The sequence below is a fragment of the Catenulispora sp. MAP12-49 genome (assembly GCF_041262705.1).
Lineage (GTDB): Bacteria > Actinomycetota > Actinomycetes > Streptomycetales > Catenulisporaceae > Catenulispora.
In genome coordinates, this window is sequence record NZ_JBGCCP010000013.1 from 115,712 (window position 1) to 135,351 (window position 19,640).

Below are 19,640 nucleotides of genomic sequence, written 5' to 3' on the forward strand. Positions count from 1 at the left end.
CCCGCCCCAGCGGGTTTCGATCCGCCGGAACCGGTCACCGGGCTAAGAATCCGCCGTATCGCGAAGAAGGGAGCCTTCATGGCCACGACGATCTCCGAGATCATGACCACCCCGGTCCAGTGCGTCGACGGCGACCAGCCGCTGGAGGAGGTCGCCCGGCTGATGCGCGACAAGGGCGTCGGCGCCGTCCCGGTCCGGGGCGCCGACGGCGAGTTGACCGGGATGCTGACCGACCGGGACATCGCCGTGCGCGGCGTGGCAGAGGGTATGGACCTGAGCCGGGTGGCGGCGTCCACGCTGGCGTCCAAGCCGCCGGTGTGCGTGCGCGCGTCCGATCCGGTCCTGGCGGCCCAGCGTGCCATGGCCGACCACCGGATCCGCCGGGTGCCGGTGGTCGACGGACCGCACCTGGTCGGCATCGTCAGCCAGTCCGACCTGGCCCGGGTGTTGCCGCCGGGGATCAGCGGCCTGGTCGAGCACGCGATCGTCCAGGACATCTGACCATGCAGCAGAGCCCTGTCGCGTCGGCGCCGGCGCCGACGCCCGCGCCCCCGAGCCCGAAGTCCGACCGGGAGCGGAGCTGGTTCGCCCGCGCGGCCTGCCGCCAGGCCGCGTGGCGGCTCTTCTTCGAGGCCGAGGGCGAGGGCGCCGCGCCGCGCGCCCGGCGGATCCGGGCCGCCAAGGCAGTGTGTGCGGAGTGCCCGGTGCGCCGCGAATGCCTGCTGTTCGCCTTGGCCAAGCAGGAGCGCTACGGGATCTGGGGCGGGTTCACCGCGCGCGAACGGGCCACCATCAAGCGACGGCGGCTCGCTCGGACGTCGCGGCGTGCCGATCGGCGGGGCCCTTAGCCTGCTGATCGCTTGGAGTCCGCCGCCCCGGCGGCCGTCTGCAGGCCCAGTCCCTCCCGCAGCTGCCCGAGGATCCTGGCCAGCAGCCGCGACACCTGCATCTGCGAGACCCCGATCTCGTCGCCGATCTCGGTCTGCGACATGGTGCGGAAGTAGCGCAGCAGCAGGATCCGCTTGTCCCGCTCGTCGAGCTCGGCCAGCAGCGGCTTGAGCGATTCGCGGTCGACGATCATGCCGTAGGCGGGGTCGTCGCCGCCGATCAGCTCGCCGAGGGTGGCGCCGTCGCCGTCGGACAGGCCGACCGGGATGTCCAGGGAGCCGGTGTTGTAGACCGCCGAGGCCTCCATCGCGTCGACGATCTCCTCGGTGGTGGCGTCCAGGTGCTCGGCCAGCTCGGCCGCGGTCGGGTCGCGTCCCAGCGTCTGCGCCAGGTGTTCGCGCGCCTGGCGCAGGGCCGCGGACAGCTCCTGCATCCGGCGCGGGACGTGGACGTCCCAGGTCGTGTCGCGGAAGTGGCGCTTGATCTCGCCGGCTATCACCGGCGTCGCGTAGGTCAGGAAGGTGGTGTGGTATTCCACGTCGTAACCGTCGACCGCCTTCACCAGGCCGACGTACGCCACCTGCTCCAGGTCCTCCGAGGCCTCGCCGCGGCGGCGGAAACGCCCGGCGACGTAGCGCGCGTAGGACATGTACTCGCCGATCACGAACTCCCGCAGCGCCGGCCGCTGAGGATCGGAGTGCGCGAGGGTACCCAGCCGGCGCAGCGCGGCCAGGGCCGCGGCGTACGCGCCGAGCCGATCGGGCCGTCCGTCGTGGACGCCGTCCTTGACCATGGCTCTCATCTGCCGCGGGTGCCGCGCCGCTTCTCGATCTCGACGCGCACCACGTCGCCGTCCTCTTCCCACGCCAGCGTGTCCACCAGCGCGGCCAGGATGTTCCAGCCCAGCCCCTCGGGGTCCGGCGGCGCCACGGCCACCGCCGAGGCGGACACCGTCACCCGCAGCAGGTCCCCGCGCACCTCGGCCCGGCACTCCAGGCCGCTGACGGCGGGGTCGGGGCCGCCGGCGACGAGCAGGTTGCACGCCTCGTCCACGGCCAGGCGCAGATCCCCGATCGCCCCCATGGTGAAGCCGAAACAGGCGCCGAGCTGGGCCACCGCGGACCGGACGAGCACAATGTAGTGCCTGTCCGCCGGCACGGCGAGCTGCACGGACGCGGCCTCGGGCACCGTGATCCGGCCGGTCCGGGCCACCTCGTTCAATCGGCGGACATTGTTCATATCTTTACGTGTGACCAGTTCCGGAACGATCAAACAGTGCGCCTCCGACAAGCGGGGGCGCACCGTTGTCCCGGGCATGATGCGGCTTCGGCCGACCGGGTGAGGCCGAGCGGCCGGCGTGACGGTGTCCGGTCCGAGGCAGCCGACGACGACTAAGGCATTTCCCGGCTCACAAAGTCTTGGCCACGGTCAGCACGAACGCGGCGTCCTCCACCGCCTCCACGCTGTGCCGGGCCTCCGGCACGATCAGCAGGTCGCCGGCCATGCCCTCCCACGACGCGTCCTCGGAGACCAGCCGGACCCGGCCGCGCAGCACCAGCACCGTGGCCTCGCCGGGGTTCTCGTGCTCGGACAGCGTGCTGCCGGAGCGCAAAGCGATCAGCGTCTGGCGCAGGACGCGCTCGTGGCCGCCGTAGACGCTCTGCGAGCTGCGGCCGGTCGAGGAGGACGCGGCGCGCTCCAGGTGCTGCCGGGAGAGCGCTTCGAGCGAAAGCTTCTGCATGATGGTTCCGCCGTTTACGTTTCAGGGCCTGTTCGGCCGGACGATCGGTCACGCTCCGGTCCGCCTACCCAGGGCCGGGCCGGTCATGCCGCCCCGGCCCGGGCGCGGGAGGGTCAGCGCGGGTCGGCGGGAATCACCGGGGGTCCGCGGACGCCTCCAGGCCATCGACGTCCACCGGGGGCAGGTCCTTGATCTGGTCCTTGGTCAGCCCCACGGACACGCCGTCGACGTCGATCCCGAGCACGTCCCGGATCGGGATGGCGACCCGCTTGCGGCCCCACAGGTGGCCCTCGTCGAGCAGGACGTGGGTCACCTCGCTGTCCGGCGGGACCACCACCAGGCCCTGCACCCGCCCGATCTCGCCGCCCTCGGCGTGCACACGCTCCCCGCGCCGCACACTGACCTGGCCGGCCGGGAGGTGCTCCACGATCGTGGCCGCGAGCTGCGGGTCCACGCCGGGGACGAAGCCGGTCAGCGCGGTCGGGGTCATCACCAGCCCGTACAGCGGCCAGGCCAGGACGCGGTCGCCGCGCGCGGGCCCGACGGCCTCGATGTCGGGCATGAAATACGTCTGCACCGCCGGTTCGAACTCGTCGAACCGCGCCCGGGTGCAGTTCAGGTCGACGCCCTCCGGTCCGGGTATGGCGATGTGCACCGGGACCAGGCGGGCCTGCCCGCTGTCGTCGTCCGGCTGCACCACGAGGTGGGTGAGCCTGTCGGCCACCGGGTCGACGACCACGAACGCCACCTCACCGCATTCTTCCCCGGCGCACCGGACGCGGCTGCGTATCACGTATTCGAGGGTGTCCTGCATCTCGCAAATCCTCTCGATCGTCGGTAGGTAGCACGTATCTCCAGGACCGCAAGAGGCAAACAAGCCGCAGCGGAGGACCGGTCCCCCACTACGGCGTTGTGAACGTACTGACACGGTGAGTAGCCTTGCCATCGCTATCTTCCGCTCCGCAGGGGATGGACCGATGGATCCCGATATCCGGCTGCTCGGCGGGCTGACCGTGCACCACGGCGGCGTTCCGCTCCCCCTCGACGGCCAGCGACGGCTGTGCCTGCTGGCCGTCCTGGTGCTCAACCACGGCCGCACGGTCTCGCGCAGCGACCTGGCCGAATGGGCCTGGCCCTCCTCGCCGCCGGACACGGTCGACCGGCAGATCGCCAACTATGTCTCGGCCCTGCGAAAGGCGCTGGAGCCGATCGAGGACCAGGTCCGGCTGGTGGCCCGCCGCCCCGGGTACACCGCGCTGCTGGATCCCCGCCTGATCGACGCCGAGCGGTTCGGCGTGCTGCTGGGCCGGGCCCGCGACGCCCGCACCGGGCAGGAGCACCAGATCGCGGCGCAGCGCCTGCACGAGGCGCTGGACCTGTGGCACGGCCGTCCGCTCGAAGGACTCGACACCCCCTATCTGCGGCACCGCGCTGCCGAGCTGGAGCGCCGGCGCCGGGACGCGGCGATGCTGCTGGCCGAGATCGAACTGGAGACCGGCCGACCCGCCGAGGCCGCGACGGTCCTGCGCGACGTGGCCTCGCTCCGACCCGACGACGAAGCCGTGGCGGCGACCCTCATTCGAGCCCTGACACAGGCCGGCCAGACGGACGAGGCGGCCGAGACCGGCTCCCGCGCCGAACGTTCCCTGCGTCGCCAGGGCCGCACCCCGACCCCGGCCCTGCGCCAAGCCCACAGCGACGCACTCGCCGGCCGCGTCCCAGCCCACCCGGCCGACCCTCGCCAGCAACTGCCCGCCGACACCGGCGCGTTCACCGGCCGCGTGGACGAGCTGTTCGAACTCGCCCGCCTGGCCCGGCGCGCCGAGGCCGACCGAACGCCCGGCGCACCGGTGATCTGCACGATCGACGGCATGGGCGGCATCGGCAAGACGGCCCTGGCCGTGCACGCCGCGCACCTGCTGGCCGACCGGTTCCCGGACGGGCAGCTGTTCCTGGAGCTGCACGCCCACTCCCCCGGCGTCCCGACCCGCACCGCCTTCGACGCCCTGGGCAGCGCACTGGCCGCCCTCGGCGCACCGCCGCAGACGGTCCCGAACGACCTCGACGCCCGCGCGGCCAAATACCGGGCCCTGCTGGCCGGCACCCGCACGCTCATCGTGCTGGACAACGCCGCCGACGAGAACCACATCCGGCCCCTGATTCCCGGCAGCGGCGGCTGTCTGGTGCTGGTCACCAGCCGCAAACGGCTGAAGGCGCTGGACGACGCCGAGCCGCTGAGCCTGGACGTGCTGCCGGTGGACGACGCCGTGAGCCTGTTCCGCGCCACCGCCGGCGCGGGCCGCACGCCGGTCGACGACGCGCCGGTGGCCGAGGTCGCCGAGATGTGCGGGCGGCTGCCGCTGGCGGTACGCATCGCAGCCGCGCTGCTGAGGCATCGGCGCAGCTGGCAGCTGGAGCACGTCATCAGGGAACTGCGAGAGGACTCCGGTGCGCTGGAGGCTTTCGACGACGGTCAGCGGAGCCTGGCGTCGGTCTTCGAGCTGTCCTCCCGGAATCTGACGCGGGCGCAGCGAACGGTCCTGTTCAACATCACGCAGGTCCCGGGCCGGGACGTCGACGTCTACGCGTGCGCGGCGCTGCTCGACGCCGATCTGCGCTCGACGCGGCGGCTGCTCGACGACCTCATCGATCGCAGCCTGCTGACCGAGTCCGCTCCGGGCCGATTCCGCATCCACGATCTGATGCGCTCCTACACGCTCTCGCGCATACCGAACCAGGACCTTCGCAACCCCAACCTGGACCGCCTGTTCGACTATTACCAGCACACCGCACAACTGGCCGACAGCTATCTTCGAACCCTGCCGGCGCTGCACACCGCCGCTCCCGCACACCCGCCGCGCCACCACCCCGCCATCAGCGACCGCGAAACCGCGCAGGCCTGGATGAGCGACGAGATCGAGAACCTGATAGCCGCGGCCCACCACGCCGCGAGCCGACCCGACCCGGTCCACGCGATCGCGCTCCCGGCCGCTGTGGCCACGCATCTGTACTCGCACGGCCCCTGGGCCCGGGCCGTCGAGCTGCACGGCGCCGCCGCCGATCTGGCGCGCCGCCGCGCGGACCTTCCCGCGCTGGCCTGCGCCCTGACGAATCTGGGCGTCGCCAGGCGTATGTGCGGCGACTACCCCAGCGCGGTCGAGGCCCACCGGGAAGCCCTAAAGCTCTATCAGGCATCGGATAACCTCCGCGCGCAGGCCTTCGTCCTGACCCAACTGAGCCGGGTATCCCAACTCGCCGGCGACCACCCCGCCGCCGGGGATGCCGGAGCTCAGGCCCTGGAACTAGCCCTCCACCTCGACGACCTCCCCGGACAAGCCAGAGCCCTGAACGAACTGGGCCGCGTCCACCGCCTCACCGGCGACTACATCGCCGCCGCCGACGCCTGCACCCGCGCCCAACGTCTTTACCAGCGCCTGGACGACACCGCCGGCCTGGCCGAGGTGCTGACCCAGCTGGGCGCGATCCGGCACCTGACCGGCGACTACCCCGCCGCGACCGCCGCGTACAGCAGGGCACTGCGTCTGTGGCGGCGCCTGGACAGCGTGCTCGGCCAGGCCAACGCACGGACCTCGCTCGGCATCGTGCAGCGCCGCACCGGTGACCACCGCGCCGCGACCGAGAACGTCACGCAGGCGCTGGCGACGTACCGGCGCCTGGACAGCCCCCTGGGCCAGGCCGGCGCACTGATCGAGCTGGGCCGCCTGCGCCTGCTCACCGACGACCCGCTCGGCGCCGAGGACGCCCTGACCCAGGCCCTGAAGCTGTACCGGGGCCTGACCCACCCGACCGCCCAAGCCGTGGCCATCGCCGAGCTGGGCAACGTCCGCCGCCGCCTCGCCGACCCGGCGGGCGCCGTCGCGCACACCGCCGAGGCACTGCGGATCCTGCGCGACTGCGACGCCCGCGGCGAGCAGGCTTGGGCCCTCAATCAGCACGCCGCCGCCCTGACCGCCGCGGGCCGCGAGGACGAGGCAGTGGAGGCCTACGGCCAGGCGGTGGTGCTGAACCGCGAGGTCCGCCAGCCCGACGACGAGGCCACGGCGCTGGAGGGGCTCGGCGCCATCCTGGTGCGGCGCGGCCGGATTCAGGAGGGCGAGCAGCATTTGCGGCGGGCGCTGAGCCTGTACCTGCGACTCGGGCTTCAGCCCGAGGCTCGGCGGATGTGCGCGGGGGAGGATGTGGCTTGCGCGCAGGATCAGGATCTGGCGGGGGCGTTTTTGGAGTACGAGATCGTGGTGCGGTAGCGGTCCAACTCCCATGGGTCATGCGCGGCGAACACCGAGACCTCATCCCCGTGCAACCGAACCAATTCCCGCAGCCGAGCATGATTCGCCATCCGCAGCGGCCGGTCCACCTCCGTGATCTGCTGCAGGATGTCCATCCCTGGGTGGCCACGCGGACGGTCGGGGTCGATCTCGGTGTGGAAGTAGTAGGCATCCCCGCAATGCAGCAGCCAGCGATCCGCCGCACGCACGGCCACCGCGCTGTGCCCCGCTGTGTGTCCGCCGAGCGGGACCAGCGCGATCTCCGCGTCCAGCCCGGCCAGCGGCCGGACCGCGTCGAAGCCGAACCACGACTCCCCCGCCGGCGCCCCCACCCCCGCCCCCACCCCCGGCGCGTACGTCTGCCACAGCGGCTGGTGCGCCCAGTGCGCCGGGCGGTAGCGGATGCGGTCCTCGGGGTGGCTGCCGGTGCCGGCCAGCGCGGTGCGCTGCTCGGTGTCCAGGACGTGCACGCGCGCGTCGGGAAAGTCCGGCAGGCCGCCGGAGTGGTCGATGTCGAGGTGGGTCAGCACGATGTGCCGTACGTCGGCCGCGTCGTATCCCAGGGCCTTGACCTGGTGCAGGGCGGTCTCCTCCAGGTCGAGTACCGGCTGCGCGCGGCCGATGAACTCCTGGCTCAGGGTGCGCTCCGGATCGGCGACGTCGGCGGTGCCCAGGCCGGTGTCGACCAGCACCAGGCCGTCGCGGTCGGTCTCGATCAGCAGGCAGTGGCACACCGCGGGCAGGCTGGATCCGTCCTCGTCCTCGATGGAACGCATCGATCCGCAGTTGATGTGATGGATTCGCATGCGCCTACACTGCGACTTGAAGCGCGCTTGAGGTCAAGCCCGCACCGGGAGGAGGACCCATGACCGAGACGGCGTTGGACATCGGGGAAGTCGTGGCGCACACCGGACTGGCGCCCTCGGCGCTCCGGTTCTACGAACAGCGCGGCCTGATCGCCTCCACCGGACGCAATGGGCTGCGACGCACCTACAACGCGGACGTGCTCGACCGCCTGGCCCTCATCGGCTGCGCCCGCGAGGCCGGCTTCGGCATCGCCGAGATCGCGCGGTTCCTGGCCGCCGGGCCGAGAGATCAGGACCTGCGCGATCGGATGGCCTCGAAGGCCGACGAGCTGGACGTCCTGATCGCGCGCCTCACCCGGATGCGAGCCGGGCTGCGGCACGCCGTGGAGTGCGATCACGAGCCGTTGGTCGCGTGCCCGGAGTTCAAGCAGACCTTGAATGAGGCGCTCCTGACTTAGGTGTGGGTGGGTATGGCTGGTTGCGGTTTGTTCGTGGGTTGACAGTCATAGGCGTTTCTTGACGGCTTCGCGCATGGTTGGCGGGATCCGTTGGTGGCGCGGGTCGGGGGTGGCGCTGGTTTCGCCGGGGCGGTGGTGGTGTGGGTAGGTGGTCGGGTCTACTGCGACAGTCAAGGGCAAATGCGACAGGCAAGGTCAAGGTCAAGAGCTTGAAGAGCGCCTCCGGCGGCGCCTGCGCGGCGAGCGGCCTCGCTCCGGGGAGTGGGGGTCGCGCTGGCTGCCGGCGGACGCTGCTTGTGGTCGCCTCTGTCCCGGATTCCCCGCCGCTTCGTCGCCCGGAGGGAACCATCCCGGCCTGGGCGGTGTCAAGCCGGATCACACGCTGCTGTGGCCTAGTATCAGCGGCTTGACACCGCCCAGGCCGGGATGGCTGTGCAAGCACCGCCGAAGCGACGGGGAATCCGGGACAACCCCCGCCTGTGGGAACGGTTCCCGCACCACACGCACACACCACCCGGCCGCCGCTGTGCCTCACCGAGTGGACCGAGTCCACACCACAGACCGGGGTTGTCCCGGATTCCCCGTCGCTTCGGCGGGCGAAGCCAAGCAGGCCGGGCCGGTGGTGTCAAGTCACTGATACTGGACCAACAGCTCTGCGATCCGACTTGATACCACCGGACCGGTCTGCTTCCGTAAGGCGACGAAGCGACGGGGAATCCGGGACGAAGGCGACCACAAGCAGGTCCGGCAGCCAGCAGCGCGACCTCCACTCCCCGGAGCGAGGCCGCTCGCCGCGCAGGCGCCGCCGGAGGCGCCTGTAGCCCTTGACCTTGCCCTTGACTGTCGCAGTTGCCCTTGGTTTTCGCAGTAGAGCCAACCATCTACCCACACCACCACCGCCCCGGCGAAACCAGCACCACCCCCGACCCGCGCCACCAACGGATCCCGCCAACCATGCGCGAAGCCGTCAAGAAACGCCTGCAAGCCACCCACCCCAGCCGCACCGGTCAGGAGCGCCTGAATGAACGCACTGACGGTTGCCCCGCCCCTTGAGCAGCCCCGCCTGCTCCAGCTCACGACAAGCACGCGCGGTCGTGCCACCGGCCGGCCCGAGGTCGGCCGCGAGCTGCCGGACAAGAACCCTCACCCACCGTTGGGCGTGTTGGCCGGCGCGGCCGCGAGGGCCGTGAAGCGGTAGATGTACCCGCCGCCCTTCCCCGAGGCGGTGACATAAGCGTTCTGTGTCCCGGGCTGGATCGCGACATGAGTGACGTTCGGCGCGTCACCGGGGACCACCACGCGGCCGATCTGCACGCCGTTCGGATCGAACTCCAGCACCTCGCTGCCGCCGTACACCGCCATGTAGATGTTCCCGGCGCCGTCGATGGTCAGCGAGTCGGTGAAGTCGGAGGCGCCGAGCCCGAGGTATGCCACGGTGTGCACGACGTTCTCCAGGGTCGTCGAGGCCGGCGAGGAGAATCCGGGACCGATGTGGTCGAGCCGCCCGGCCAGGTCCTCGTCGACCCACACCCCGTCCAGCTTCCCGGTGAGCACGATCCCGTTGGGATGCGCCAGCCCGCCGGCGGCCACGCTCGGCTTGCCGGTCGCCGGGCGCAGCAGGACGCGGCCGGCCGGCGCGGCGGGGGTGCCCTTGTAGTCGGCGATGTACATGTCGCCGTTCGGGGCGATCGTCAGGTCGTCCGGGACGACGGGCTGGCCGCCGACCCGGTCCAGGACGGTCTTCAGCTGCTGCGTGGCCGGGTTGAACGTGGCGATCCGGCCCCGCAGGTCGCACAGGTACATGACGCCGTCGGGGGCGAAGCCGATGCAGTTCAGCATCGTGTTCTGGCCCGGCGCGTTCTTGTACAGCGTGCTGACCTGGTCCGTGGCCAGATCCATCGTCATCAGCATGGGCTGGCCGGTGGCGGCGGTGGTGTCGACGAAGTAGAACGTGCCCTTGCCGTCGAAGGCCGCGCCCTCCAGGCTCGTGCCGAAGGGGCCGGGCTGGGGGTCGGCCACCTTGGCGACCAGCGTCGCGGTGGTCTGCGACGGGTCGGACGCCAGTGCGGACCCCGAGGTGGCGAGCGCCTCGCCGCTGGCGGACACGGTGGTCACGGCCGCGACGGCGGCGAGCAGGGCGATGATGCGGTTCTTCTTCATGGCAGGCAACTATGCCCGAACCCTGATACTGAGGAAGTATCCCGCCTGTATCCGGCGTGTACGCCCCCGGCATACCGTGCCGTGAGCTCAAGGCATGATCGGCGACGGAACGGCGGTGTGGCGTGGACCTGGTGACCTCGGCGGCCCGAGTCCTGGTCGGCCTGGTGTTCCTGGCGGCGGTGGTGGGCAAGGCCCGCGACGTGCGGGGCTTCGCGGCTTCGATCCGCGACCTGCCGGGCCTGCCCGGTCTACCGGGTCTACTGGGTCTGACTCGCCTGTCGCACCTGCTCGCGGTGCCGGGCGTGCTCGGCGCCGAGGCGGCGGTGGTCGTGCTGCTGGCGGATCCGGCGACGCCGGCCTGGGGCTTCGCGCTCGCCGTGGTCCTGGACGCGGGCTTCCTCGCGGTCATCATCAGGGTGCTGCGGAGCGGGACGTCGGCCGCGTGCATGTGCTTCGGCACCACGCCGCGGGAGTTCGGGATCCGGCACGTGGTGCGCGACGTGCTGCTCGGCGTGGTCGCGCTGGTCGGGCTGACGGGGACGGCCGGGGCGCACGGAGACGCCAGCGGTGTCTCAGTACCCGCATGGGCCCTGTGCGCGCTGGCCGGTGCCCTCGGCGCCGTGGCACTGGTCCTGCTCGACGAGATCGTCGACCTCTACGCCGGGTGACGCAGCCGGGGCCCACGGCGCGGCGCCAGGATCCGGTGCACGTCCACCCCCGGATCGCCGCCCCCGAGCCGCGACAGCACCTCGCCGATGTCCTCCGGGTCGGCCTCGCCGACGACCACGATCACCAGCGCGCGCCCCGTCGATCCGCTGCCGTTGCCAGTTCCAGTTCCAGTTCCAGTTCCAGTTCCAGTGACAATGCCGGTACCGGCGTCCCCGCCCGCACCAGTGCCCGCACCCGAGTCCGGAGCCCCGCCGACGCCCGATCCGACCTCGGATCCGGATTCGGCCCCGGAACCGGTCGCCTCCAACGCCGGATCCCGAGCCAGCACCGCCTGCTGCAACCGCGCCAACGGCCGTCCCGGCTCGATCCCCAGTTCGTCGATCAGGGCCTTGCGAGCCTGCGCGTAGGCGGCCAGCGCGCCGGGGGCGTCGCCGCGCCGGTACAGCGCCAGCACGAGTTCGTACCACAGCCGTTCGCGCAGCGGATGGTCCTCGACGAAGTACCGGAGGTCGCCGATCAGCCGCGAGTCGCCGCCGGCGTGGCGCCGGGCCTCGGTCCATTCCTCGACCACCGCGAGCCGTTCCTCGGCCAGCGGTTCCAGGCGCCGGTGCAGGAAGTTCGAGGGTGCCACGTCCTCGGCGGGCGCCCCGCGCCACAGCGCGAGCGCGGCGCCCAGGACGGCGGCGGCGTGCCGGTGGTCGCCGGCCGCGGCGGCCGTGCGGCCTTCGCGGGCCAGGCAGCGGAACTCGGCCAGGTCGAGCTCCTCCTCGGCGATGTCCAGGGCGTAGCCGGGGCCGCGGCGGGCTATCCGCTCGGTCCCGTGCTCGTCGACGAGCAGGCCGCGCAGGCGCGAGACGTAGGTGCGGATGTTGGCCACGGCCGAGGCCGGCGGGTCGTCGTCCCAGACCGAGGCGATCAGCCGGTCCAGGGGCACCGCCCGGTTGGCGTCCAGGAGCAGCGCGGCCAGTAACCGGCGCTGTTTGGTGGTGCCCAAAGGCAGCGGCCCGTCGCTGCGGCCGACGCTGAGCGGGCCGAGGATCTGGAAGCGCACGTCATCCCCCCGTTGGGTCGTGCGCATCGCTCCCCGTGCGATGCGAAGCAGGTGCGCCCAGCGTAACGACAGGACTCTGATACCACAAGAGTCCGACATGAAATCGAAAACTATCGACGCTTACTTGCAATAATTCGAGCGCTCTACTGCCCTACTCGGTCGGCCACACGCTGACGTGATCCTCGTCCAGCGCCACCCGCACCCGGTCGCGCATGCCGAGTCGCTCGACGTACTCCCGCGGCAGCTGCATGCGTCCGGCGCGGTCGAGCATCACGTACTCCTCGGCGACGTTCCGCTCGGCGCCGTCCTCGTCCACCGCGACCTGGCGCACGGTCTCCGAACTGGTCCGGCCGTCCCGGATCGCCACGGTGCGCCGCACCTGGCCGGCCACGTTCGCATCATGGGTGACCACGACCACGGTCACGCCCAGTTCCCGGTTCGCGGTCCGCAGCGCCTCGAAGACCTGGTGCCCGGTCGCGCTGTCGAGCTCGCCGGTCGGCTCGTCGGCGAACAGCACGTCGGGGGTGTTGGCCAGGGCCACGGCGATCGCGACCCGTTGCTGCTCGCCGCCGGAGAGCCCGGAGGGGCGCCGGTCGCGGGCGTGGCCGACGCCGAGCAGGTCCAGCAGTTCGCCGGCGCGGCGCTCGGCTACGGCGCCGCGCGTGCGGGCGTAGCTCATCGGGAGCATGACGTTGTCCAGGGCGTCCAGGTGGGGGAACAGGTTCCGGCCGGTCTGCTGCCAGACGAAGCCGACGACCTGGCGCCGGTAGCGCAGGCGGTCTTTGGCCTTCATCGTCAACAGATCGCAGCCGGCCACGCGAGCACCGCCGGCGGTCGGGGTGTCCAGGCCGGACAGGATGTTGAGCAGCGTGGACTTGCCGCTGCCGGAGGCACCGACGACCGCCACCAGATCGCCCCGATCGACGAGCAGATCAAGGCCCTGAAGCGCCTGCACCTCGACGCCCTCGGTCTGGTAGATGCGGACCAGGCTGTCGCAGACGATGTGCGCGTCCTGGCCGAAACGCTGCCGGGGGCCGGCGGCCTGCGCTTCGAGGGCTTGGAGGTCTTGAAGGCCTTGGAGGTCGTTCGAAGCGGTCATGATCGCCTTTCGGGTCATCGGGCGTCGAAACGCAGCACGGAGCCGAGCTTGCGGCGGCGCGCCAGCCGGCTGTCGATCAGCGCGGCCAGCAGGACCAGCGCGACCATCCCGGCGCCGAGGGCGGCGGCGGTGGCGAAATCGACCCGCAGCACGGGCTCGGCCGCGCCGCCGGTCACCGCCTGCAGCCTCAGCGCCGAGCCGAGCACCGGGGGAATCAGGACCCCGAGACAGACCCCGGCCAGCGCGGCCAGGCAGGCCGGCGGCAGCAGCTGAACGATCAGCATCCCGGTCGCGGCCCGGCTGCGCAGGCCCATCGTGCGCAGGAAGGACACGGCGTCGCCGCGGGCCCGGGCGCCGGCCAGCAGTTCCAGGACGACGGCCAGCAGGGCAAAGCCCGACGCGAGGGCGGCGCAGGCGTTGGCGACCAGGTCGAGGGAGTCTGTCAGGGTGCTGGCGTCCAGGCTGCCGGCCAGGTCGGCGCGGGTCTGGATCTGGTAGTCGATGTTCGCCGGAAGCGCTGCGCGCAGCTCGGATTCGGCGACGCCGGGACCGTCGATGACCAGGGTGTCGGGGTCGGCGCCGGGAGTCAGCTTGGCGGCCACGGTGAGCGGTACGACCAGGAACGGGTCGGAGGGCGTCAGGCCGTCGAGGTCGGTGGCGATGACACGGAGGTCGGTGGCGCTGAGGGTGCCGACGGCGGAAAGGTCGAGCGTGGTGGAGCCGGTCGGGGTGTTGACGCTCAGGCCGGTGGCGGCAGCGCTGTCAGCGGGGTGGGGCGGACCTGCGGCGTGGTGCGGAACTGCGGCCGAGGCGTAGGCGGGCTGGCCGGAACCAGCAAGCAGACGCGCAAGCGGGGAGCTCGGATCGGCGGCAGTCAGAGCTTTGACATCCACGGCGACGGTTCTGATCGGTGCCGAGGCGGCTTGGCCGGCCGGGGCGTCGGGCGTGAGCCACAGGGACTGTTCGGCGATGACGTGCTGGACTCCGGCCACCGCGGCGACGTCGGTACGCACCGCCGGGGCCAGGCCGCGTCCGGAGATGACGGCGTCGCCGCTGACCGACTCCGCGACGTCGCTGTGCGCGCCGGTGACCGTCCTGGTCACCAGGCCGCCGAAGACCAGCCCGGCGAGGGTGAGCACCAGGACGAGCAGCCCGGCGGCGCCGAGCCCGACACTTCGGCGCGCTTGCGCGAAAGCCAGGACCGGCACGGCCGAGCGTCGGCGGCGTGCCCAGCGCAGGCAGGCCCCGAGCAGGACCGGATGGACGCGGAGCAGCAGGACGGCGCCGACCGCGCCGAGCAGCGCCGGGACCAGGCTGATCTGCGGGTCCACGCCGGCCGTGCGCAGGCCGTCGATGCCGCGGCTGTGCAGGGAGAGGACCGCCGCGACGGCGAGGATCCCGAGGCCGCCTTCAAACGCCAGGCGCCGGCGCCGGGCCACGGCGCGGTCGACGAAAGCCGGGCGTGGACGGCTGCGGGCCCACGTGAGCGCGGGCAGAAGTACGAGGCCTGCGATGACGATGGCGGCGAGCAGCCAGGCGGCGCCGGGGCCTTTGCTCTGCACGGGATGGCGGCCGATGAGGAGCACCAGGCGTGCGGCGAGCCAGCCCACGAGCGCCGCCGGAACGGTCACCACGGCACCGTGCACGGCGCGCACCGTCATCAGGTCCCTGACGGTCGCCCCGCGCGCCCGATGCAGCGCGAGATCGCGCTCGCGCCGCCCGACCGCCAACCGCGCGGCGCTGAACAGCGTGATGAGCGCGACGGTCGCCAGACTCGCCAGCGAGAACGAGTCCACGACCCACACCTCGGCGCGCGCCGCGACGAAGCGGTCCAGCGTGGGCTTGATGTCGGCGGCGACGACCAGGCCGCTGCGCGTGACGGTGAACGGCCCGCACTGCCGCGGCAACCCCCGAGGCGCCGGCGCGCACGGATCCTCGAACGCGGGATCGGTCATCCGCCCGAGCTGCGCCGAAAAGGCGGCGGCCCGGTCGGCGGTGAGCGCGACGGGGTCGAGCGGAAAGGCGATGGTGCTGGTCACCGGCCCCGCGGCGACGAGCGCCGGCAGCACGGAGGCCAGCCCCGGAACGCTGGTCAGGACGGTGGCGCGCTGGATCAGGGGGCTGAATCCGTTGACGGCGGGGCCCTGGCCGGAGACGGGAGCGCGGAGCCAGGGGTGGGTGTACCAGAAGGTGGTGGTGGCCGCGGAGGTGGTGTCGAGGGGCTCGAAGAAGCCGACGATGCGGGCGCGGGCGGTGGCGGGCTTGGGGGGCAGCGGGGTGCCGGCGGTCGAGGCGCCGGTCGTGGCACCGGTCGAAGTTCCCGAAGCAGCGCCGCTGTCGGCGCCGACCGCGGAGTCACTCTGCCCGAGCGTGATCACCTGCCCCAGCGTGAGATGCAGCGCGTCCCGGGTCGCGGCCGAGGCGGCGATCGGCGCCGGAACACCGGCCGCCAGCGGCCCGTCCGGCGGCGCGCCGCCCTCCACATAGCGCAGGCCGCCCGGCACCGGGTTCGCATACTCCACCCGCATCTCGGGTGGGACTCCGCCGGTCGTCGTGATGCCGGGCGCCGTGGCGTCGGTGAAGGGCGTGGCCAGGTCGATGGCCGGGGTGCCGAGCATCGGGCGGGCCCAGGTCGGCAGCGGGGCGAGGAGTCGGCCGACGAAGGCGGCGAAGCCCGCGCTCGGGTCCAGGCCGACCGTGCTCAGCGTCACCGTGACGCCGCGTCCCCGCTCGGCTGCGGTCGTGACGTTCTGTCGCAGGGCTTTGTCATCCAGGCGTGCGACGAGGGCGGGACCGGCGCTGACCATCAGGGTGCTGAGCGTGATGACGGCGGCCAGGCAGCCGAGCAGTGCACTGTCGGCGCGCAGTTCGCGGCGTGCCGCGCGGACTCTCATATGTCCTCCCCCGCCCGGAGCACGCAGGCCAGGTCGAGTGCGGCGGCGGCGCGGGCGATGGCCGACAGCACCGCCACCACCGCCGCGACGGTGGCCAGTCCCAGGCCCGCGGCGCGCAGCCAGGGGATCAGGACCGCCATGGCAGGTTGCGCCGCCGAGCCGTCGGAGGACGTGGCGAGCAGCGGTTCGGTGATCGCCGCGACCCCGGCGCCGATGACGGTGCCCGCCAGCAGCGCCACCACGGCCACCACCCCCTGCTCGATCAGCAGCGCCGAGGCCAGCTGGCGCGGACGCGCCCCGAAGGCCCGCAGCGCGGCGAAGCCCCGGGAGCGCTCGCGGATCGAGATGACGGTGTCCATCGCGAAGCCCAGCAGCGCGAACAGCGGCGCCAGGACGATGCACGCGGTGAACAGCCCGGAGGAGCCCGCGCGGAAGACGTCGTCACGCCCAGCGGCACGTGCCGCGCCGCTCAGCACCGGCGCACCGAGAGCCGGACGCGCGGCGAAGGCTTGTTCGACCTCTGCGTCGCTGCCCGGCGCGGTCTTGAGCAGCCAGGTCGCATCGGTCGGCGGGTCCAGGCCGAGGGTGGGAAGCTGGTCGGCGAGCGTGGCCAGGTCGAGCATCGCGGCGGGACCGGCGGGTTGACCGGGGATGGCGGCGACCACCCCGGTGATGCGCAGGCTGAGCTGCGGCGTGCCGTCGGAGGTTCCGGAGGGGTCGGGCACCGGGCTGTCCGCCGGCGCGTCGTCGGCGGTGAAGGTGAGCGTGTCGCCGACGTGCGTCCCGGTCTGGTCGAGCAGATCCTGGTCGACGACGGCGGGCAGCGCGGGCGCCAGACCGTCGGCGAGCGGCACCGGAAGGGTGGCGTTCACACCGAACGGGTCGCGCGGCTGCGAAGCCGTCCCGTCGGGGGCGTTGTACGCCGGTGTCAGGAACGCGAACGTGACGAGCGCGCCGGCGGACGTCTTGCTCCGGCACAGCCTGCCGCCGCCCCCCTGACCGGGCCCGGGTTGCGGGACAGGGTCCGGACACGCGGCGGGGTCGGCTCCGTCGCCGGACAGGCCGCGCTGTGTGCTCGTGACCAGCCAGCTGCTGTCGTCCGGCGCCGTGGCCGGACCGGTGGGGGCACCGTCGGCGTCAGTACCGGTGATGGCGCGGAAGTCGATGTGGACCAGGTGGGTGATGGAGGAGAAGGGTATCTGTGCACTGATTCCAGTGACTCGCAACGGATACGACAGCGCCCCGGCCCCGCTCAGGTCGAACACCGCATCGCTCGTGGTCAGCGGCGCCGAGCGGGTCATGGTCAGCCCCGAGGCGTCCACGATCGTGAGTTCGAGTACTGAGCCGGTCGGCAGCGCACCGTCGGAGACGGTGGTCGTCGCCGCCACGGTGAGCCGGGTCGGCCGTCCCGGCAACGACAGGCCGCCGAGCTGGGCCCCGCCGAGGTGCGCGAGCGCGGTGCGGGCCGCCGGGCCGGCCGTTCCGGGACCGAAGGCCAGGACGGTGCCGGCGGTGTGCGGGTCCACGCCGATGAGGGTCGTCGCCGTATGAGTACCGTCGGCTGAAGTGGCCGCGGTGGACCAGATCGGCGTCGCGGTACTGACTCCGGGCACTGATGTATAGGCGGCGCGCCGAGCCGGCGGCGACAGCGCCGAGCTGTCGATCCGCACGTCCGCACCGACCGCGAAGGCCGCCTGGTCGCCGGCGTTGCGGGTGCGCATGGCGGTGGCGGTCAAGGCCAGCGCGCCGACGGAGATCGCCATGACCATGAGCAGGAGCGCGCCGGTCAGCCGGGTGGTCCGGCGGCTCACCTGCCAGGCTCCCAACGCGCCGGTCAGTCCGCGCCGCCGTCCGGCCTGCCGGTCCAGGGGCCGGGCCAGCAACGGGAACAGCCGCAGGGCTAGGACCGCCAGAGCACCGGTGACCAGCACCGGGACCAGGATCAGGACCGGGTCCAGGGAGACCGCGCCGCCGCCGGCCGCGCTCTGGGCCGCACTCTGGGCGCTGATCCGGTCGGCCAGGGCGGAGCGGTAGTGGTGGAGCTGGATCAAGCCCCACGCCGCGAGGCCCGCCAGGACGAGGTCGGTCCCGGCACGCTGGAAGCGTGCGACCCGCGCGCTGCGGCGCCGGATGGCGGCTCCGGGCGCGCGCTCCACCGCGTCGGGCCACGCGGCCGCGACGGCGAGAAGTCCGTGGGCGACGGCCGCCGCGGTCGCGATCCCGATGGTCAGCAGCGCGGTCGCGGGGAAGGTCAGTGCTTTGACCTGGGTCGCGACGGCGAGCAAGCGAGCCAGCGCCGGTGCGGCGAACGGCACGACCACGATGAGCGGCGCCCCGACAGCCGGCCCCTCCAGCCCGGCGGCCGCCAGCAGCTTCGCCGGCCCGGCACCGCGGCTGCGGGCCAGGACGAGGTCCGCGCGCCGCCGCGAGGCCACGGTGCGCGCCGCGCGGACCATGGCGGTCCCGGCGAGCAGGATCAGGACGCCGGCCGGGACGGCGAGCTCGGCCTCGCCCGCGACCGTCGCGCGCCGGGCGACCGCACGCTGCTCGGGCAGCGCCGAGGACACGATGATCGCCGGGCTGATCGGCGCGGCGCCGGGCACGGCCCGGGCGTCCTGGTGGACGATCGCGGCGTCGGCCCGGTCGACGAGCGCTGAGAGCCGGGCGGCCGACACACCGTCGAGGCGGGGATCGACGATCCAGGTCGCGCTGCCGGCCTGGCCGAGTCCGCCGGCGCCGGCCAGCGCGGCCGGGGCGACGACCAGCGGCTGCGCCGGGCTGGCCGCGATCTGTGGGAGCGCGCCGGGCGGGAGGGCCTGCCACAAGGCGGAGCCGTCGGCGTGATAGATGCCGACGACGGTGACGGAGTGGTCGGCGGCGGAGTCCGCGGCCTGGCTGCCGGGGCCGAGGGTGAGGACGGTGCCGAGGTGGATGTTCTCGGCGCCGGAGAGCGAGTCGGGAAGGGCGACTTCTATGGCCGCGTAAGGAGAATTCGCATTGGTTGTAGCTCCCGTCGGCCATTGCCCGGCGGTCAGCGTCGCATGGGCGGCGATATCAGCACCCGAGACCGCGACCGCCGCCTGGCCGAACGGCTCCGCGCCGCCCCCGGCCAGCGTCAGCGCCGGCGAGGCGTCGATCCGGTAGACCGTCCCCGGCACGTCGCCCAAGAACCGGTGCGCCGCCGCGGCGACCGCCGCGTCCTGCTCCCCCGCGCCGGCACCGGCATACGTGCCCAGATAGCGCATCACGCGGTCGGCCGTCGGCGCGCCGCGCACCTCGACCGGCGGCTCGGAATGGGCCAGCGCGGCGACGAACGCGCCGAGCGTGGCGAAGACCAGCGCGGCCGCCGCCGTCACCAGTGTGGCCGGGAGCCCGGTGCGCACCCGGTGGGCGGCGCGCCTGAGCGCGCGCTGAACGTGCCTTCTCACCCCGCGGGTCCTTCCAAGGCGCCGTGCTCTGTGTGCCCTTACCCCGACCTGTGCCCGTACCTGTGCCCGTGCCCGTGCCCGTACTGCCGTGAGGGTACCGAGTCGCGACGGGTCGCTGCAATATCCTGACAGGATCTCGAAATTTTCCGCCTGAGGCCGG

Annotated in this window: 15 protein-coding genes; 5 read left to right on the forward strand and 10 right to left on the reverse strand. The window is 72.8% G+C overall.

The window, feature by feature from the left end; genetic code table 11:
• The first annotated feature begins 78 nt into the window (after positions 1–78).
• Together ABIA35_RS23560 and ABIA35_RS23565 are read left to right on the forward strand one after the other, a co-directional pair.
• A complete protein-coding gene (locus ABIA35_RS23560; protein WP_370346021.1) occupies positions 79–501 on the forward strand; it encodes a CBS domain-containing protein in 423 nt (140 codons plus the stop codon).
• 2 nt (positions 502–503) lie between these two features.
• Complete coding sequence (locus tag ABIA35_RS23565; RefSeq protein ID WP_370346023.1) at positions 504–848, forward strand: WhiB family transcriptional regulator; 345 nt, start codon at positions 504–506, stop codon at positions 846–848.
• Here ABIA35_RS23565 and ABIA35_RS23570 read toward each other — a convergent pair.
• From ABIA35_RS23570 to ABIA35_RS23585, 4 genes are all read right to left on the reverse strand, one after another.
• The gene (locus tag ABIA35_RS23570) at positions 845–1,690 is read right to left on the reverse strand and encodes a SigB/SigF/SigG family RNA polymerase sigma factor (protein WP_370346025.1); all 846 of its coding nucleotides are present in this window, start codon (positions 1,688–1,690) and stop codon (positions 845–847) included. The genes ABIA35_RS23565 and ABIA35_RS23570 overlap by 4 nt on opposite strands.
• The gene (locus ABIA35_RS23575) at positions 1,687–2,127 is read right to left on the reverse strand and encodes an ATP-binding protein (RefSeq protein WP_370346027.1); all 441 of its coding nucleotides are present in this window, start codon (positions 2,125–2,127) and stop codon (positions 1,687–1,689) included. The genes ABIA35_RS23570 and ABIA35_RS23575 overlap by 4 nt, the downstream gene beginning before the upstream one ends.
• Positions 2,128–2,296: 169 nt before the next feature.
• The gene (locus ABIA35_RS23580; RefSeq protein WP_370346029.1) at positions 2,297–2,629 is read right to left on the reverse strand and encodes a cupin domain-containing protein; all 333 of its coding nucleotides are present in this window, start codon (positions 2,627–2,629) and stop codon (positions 2,297–2,299) included.
• Between the two features lie 133 nt (positions 2,630–2,762).
• Entirely contained in the window at positions 2,763–3,443 is a 681-nt protein-coding gene (locus tag ABIA35_RS23585; protein ID WP_370359330.1) for a hypothetical protein, read from the reverse strand.
• 163 nt (positions 3,444–3,606) lie between these two features.
• On the opposite strand from ABIA35_RS23585, the gene ABIA35_RS23590 reads away from it, so the two are divergent.
• Positions 3,607–6,894 (forward strand): tetratricopeptide repeat protein, encoded by a 3,288-nt coding sequence (locus ABIA35_RS23590; RefSeq protein ID WP_370359331.1) that lies wholly within the window; start codon positions 3,607–3,609, stop codon positions 6,892–6,894.
• Here ABIA35_RS23590 and ABIA35_RS23595 read toward each other — a convergent pair.
• Positions 6,846–7,721, reverse strand: coding sequence for an MBL fold metallo-hydrolase (locus tag ABIA35_RS23595; protein WP_370359332.1), 876 nt, complete (start codon positions 7,719–7,721; stop codon positions 6,846–6,848). The two genes, ABIA35_RS23590 and ABIA35_RS23595, sit on opposite strands and share 49 nt — an antisense overlap.
• Before the next feature lie 59 nt (positions 7,722–7,780).
• Here ABIA35_RS23595 and ABIA35_RS23600 point away from each other — a divergent pair, with 59 nt between their 5' ends.
• Positions 7,781–8,179, forward strand: coding sequence for a MerR family transcriptional regulator (locus ABIA35_RS23600; protein WP_370359333.1), 399 nt, complete (start codon positions 7,781–7,783; stop codon positions 8,177–8,179).
• 1,143 nt (positions 8,180–9,322) lie between these two features.
• Here ABIA35_RS23600 and ABIA35_RS23605 read toward each other — a convergent pair.
• A complete protein-coding gene (locus tag ABIA35_RS23605) occupies positions 9,323–10,339 on the reverse strand; it encodes an SMP-30/gluconolactonase/LRE family protein (RefSeq protein WP_370359334.1) in 1,017 nt (338 codons plus the stop codon).
• Between the two features lie 122 nt (positions 10,340–10,461).
• On the opposite strand from ABIA35_RS23605, the gene ABIA35_RS23610 reads away from it, so the two are divergent.
• Positions 10,462–11,007 carry a MauE/DoxX family redox-associated membrane protein gene (locus ABIA35_RS23610; protein ID WP_370359335.1) on the forward strand — a complete coding sequence of 182 codons (546 nt, stop codon included), beginning with the start codon at positions 10,462–10,464 and terminating at the stop codon, positions 11,005–11,007.
• On the opposite strand, the gene ABIA35_RS23615 is transcribed toward ABIA35_RS23610, so the two are convergent.
• The 4 genes from ABIA35_RS23615 to ABIA35_RS23630 form a co-directional block, all read right to left on the reverse strand.
• A complete protein-coding gene (locus tag ABIA35_RS23615; RefSeq protein WP_370359336.1) occupies positions 10,995–12,086 on the reverse strand; it encodes a BTAD domain-containing putative transcriptional regulator in 1,092 nt (363 codons plus the stop codon). The genes ABIA35_RS23610 and ABIA35_RS23615 overlap by 13 nt on opposite strands.
• Positions 12,087–12,210: 124 nt before the next feature.
• Complete coding sequence (locus tag ABIA35_RS23620) at positions 12,211–13,158, reverse strand: ABC transporter ATP-binding protein (RefSeq protein ID WP_370359337.1); 948 nt, start codon at positions 13,156–13,158, stop codon at positions 12,211–12,213.
• 14 nt (positions 13,159–13,172) lie between these two features.
• Entirely contained in the window at positions 13,173–16,052 is a 2,880-nt protein-coding gene (locus tag ABIA35_RS23625; RefSeq protein WP_370359338.1) for an FtsX-like permease family protein, read from the reverse strand.
• Positions 16,049–19,480 (reverse strand): ABC transporter permease, encoded by a 3,432-nt coding sequence (locus ABIA35_RS23630; RefSeq protein ID WP_370359339.1) that lies wholly within the window; start codon positions 19,478–19,480, stop codon positions 16,049–16,051. The genes ABIA35_RS23625 and ABIA35_RS23630 overlap by 4 nt, the downstream gene beginning before the upstream one ends.
• Positions 19,481–19,640 lie beyond the last annotated feature (160 nt).

Excerpts from the sequence above, each read along its gene's own strand:
- ABIA35_RS23560 (WP_370346021.1), top strand. The coding sequence starts at position 79 with ATGGCCACGACGATCTCCGAGATCATGACCACCCCGGTCCAGTGCGTC.
- ABIA35_RS23580 (WP_370346029.1), bottom strand. The coding sequence starts at position 2,629 with ATGCAGAAGCTTTCGCTCGAAGCGCTCTCCCGGCAGCACCTGGAGCGC.
- ABIA35_RS23615 (WP_370359336.1), bottom strand. The coding sequence starts at position 12,086 with ATGCGCACGACCCAACGGGGGGATGACGTGCGCTTCCAGATCCTCGGC.
- ABIA35_RS23590 (WP_370359331.1), top strand. The coding sequence starts at position 3,607 with ATGGATCCCGATATCCGGCTGCTCGGCGGGCTGACCGTGCACCACGGC.
- ABIA35_RS23600 (WP_370359333.1), top strand. The coding sequence starts at position 7,781 with ATGACCGAGACGGCGTTGGACATCGGGGAAGTCGTGGCGCACACCGGA.
- ABIA35_RS23565 (WP_370346023.1), top strand. The coding sequence starts at position 504 with ATGCAGCAGAGCCCTGTCGCGTCGGCGCCGGCGCCGACGCCCGCGCCC.
- ABIA35_RS23570 (WP_370346025.1), bottom strand. The coding sequence starts at position 1,690 with ATGAGAGCCATGGTCAAGGACGGCGTCCACGACGGACGGCCCGATCGG.
- ABIA35_RS23595 (WP_370359332.1), bottom strand. The coding sequence starts at position 7,721 with ATGCGAATCCATCACATCAACTGCGGATCGATGCGTTCCATCGAGGAC.
- ABIA35_RS23625 (WP_370359338.1), bottom strand. The coding sequence starts at position 16,052 with ATGAGAGTCCGCGCGGCACGCCGCGAACTGCGCGCCGACAGTGCACTG.
- ABIA35_RS23575 (WP_370346027.1), bottom strand. The coding sequence starts at position 2,127 with ATGAACAATGTCCGCCGATTGAACGAGGTGGCCCGGACCGGCCGGATC.
- ABIA35_RS23605 (WP_370359334.1), bottom strand. The coding sequence starts at position 10,339 with ATGAAGAAGAACCGCATCATCGCCCTGCTCGCCGCCGTCGCGGCCGTG.
- ABIA35_RS23585 (WP_370359330.1), bottom strand. The coding sequence starts at position 3,443 with ATGCAGGACACCCTCGAATACGTGATACGCAGCCGCGTCCGGTGCGCC.
- ABIA35_RS23620 (WP_370359337.1), bottom strand. The coding sequence starts at position 13,158 with ATGACCGCTTCGAACGACCTCCAAGGCCTTCAAGACCTCCAAGCCCTC.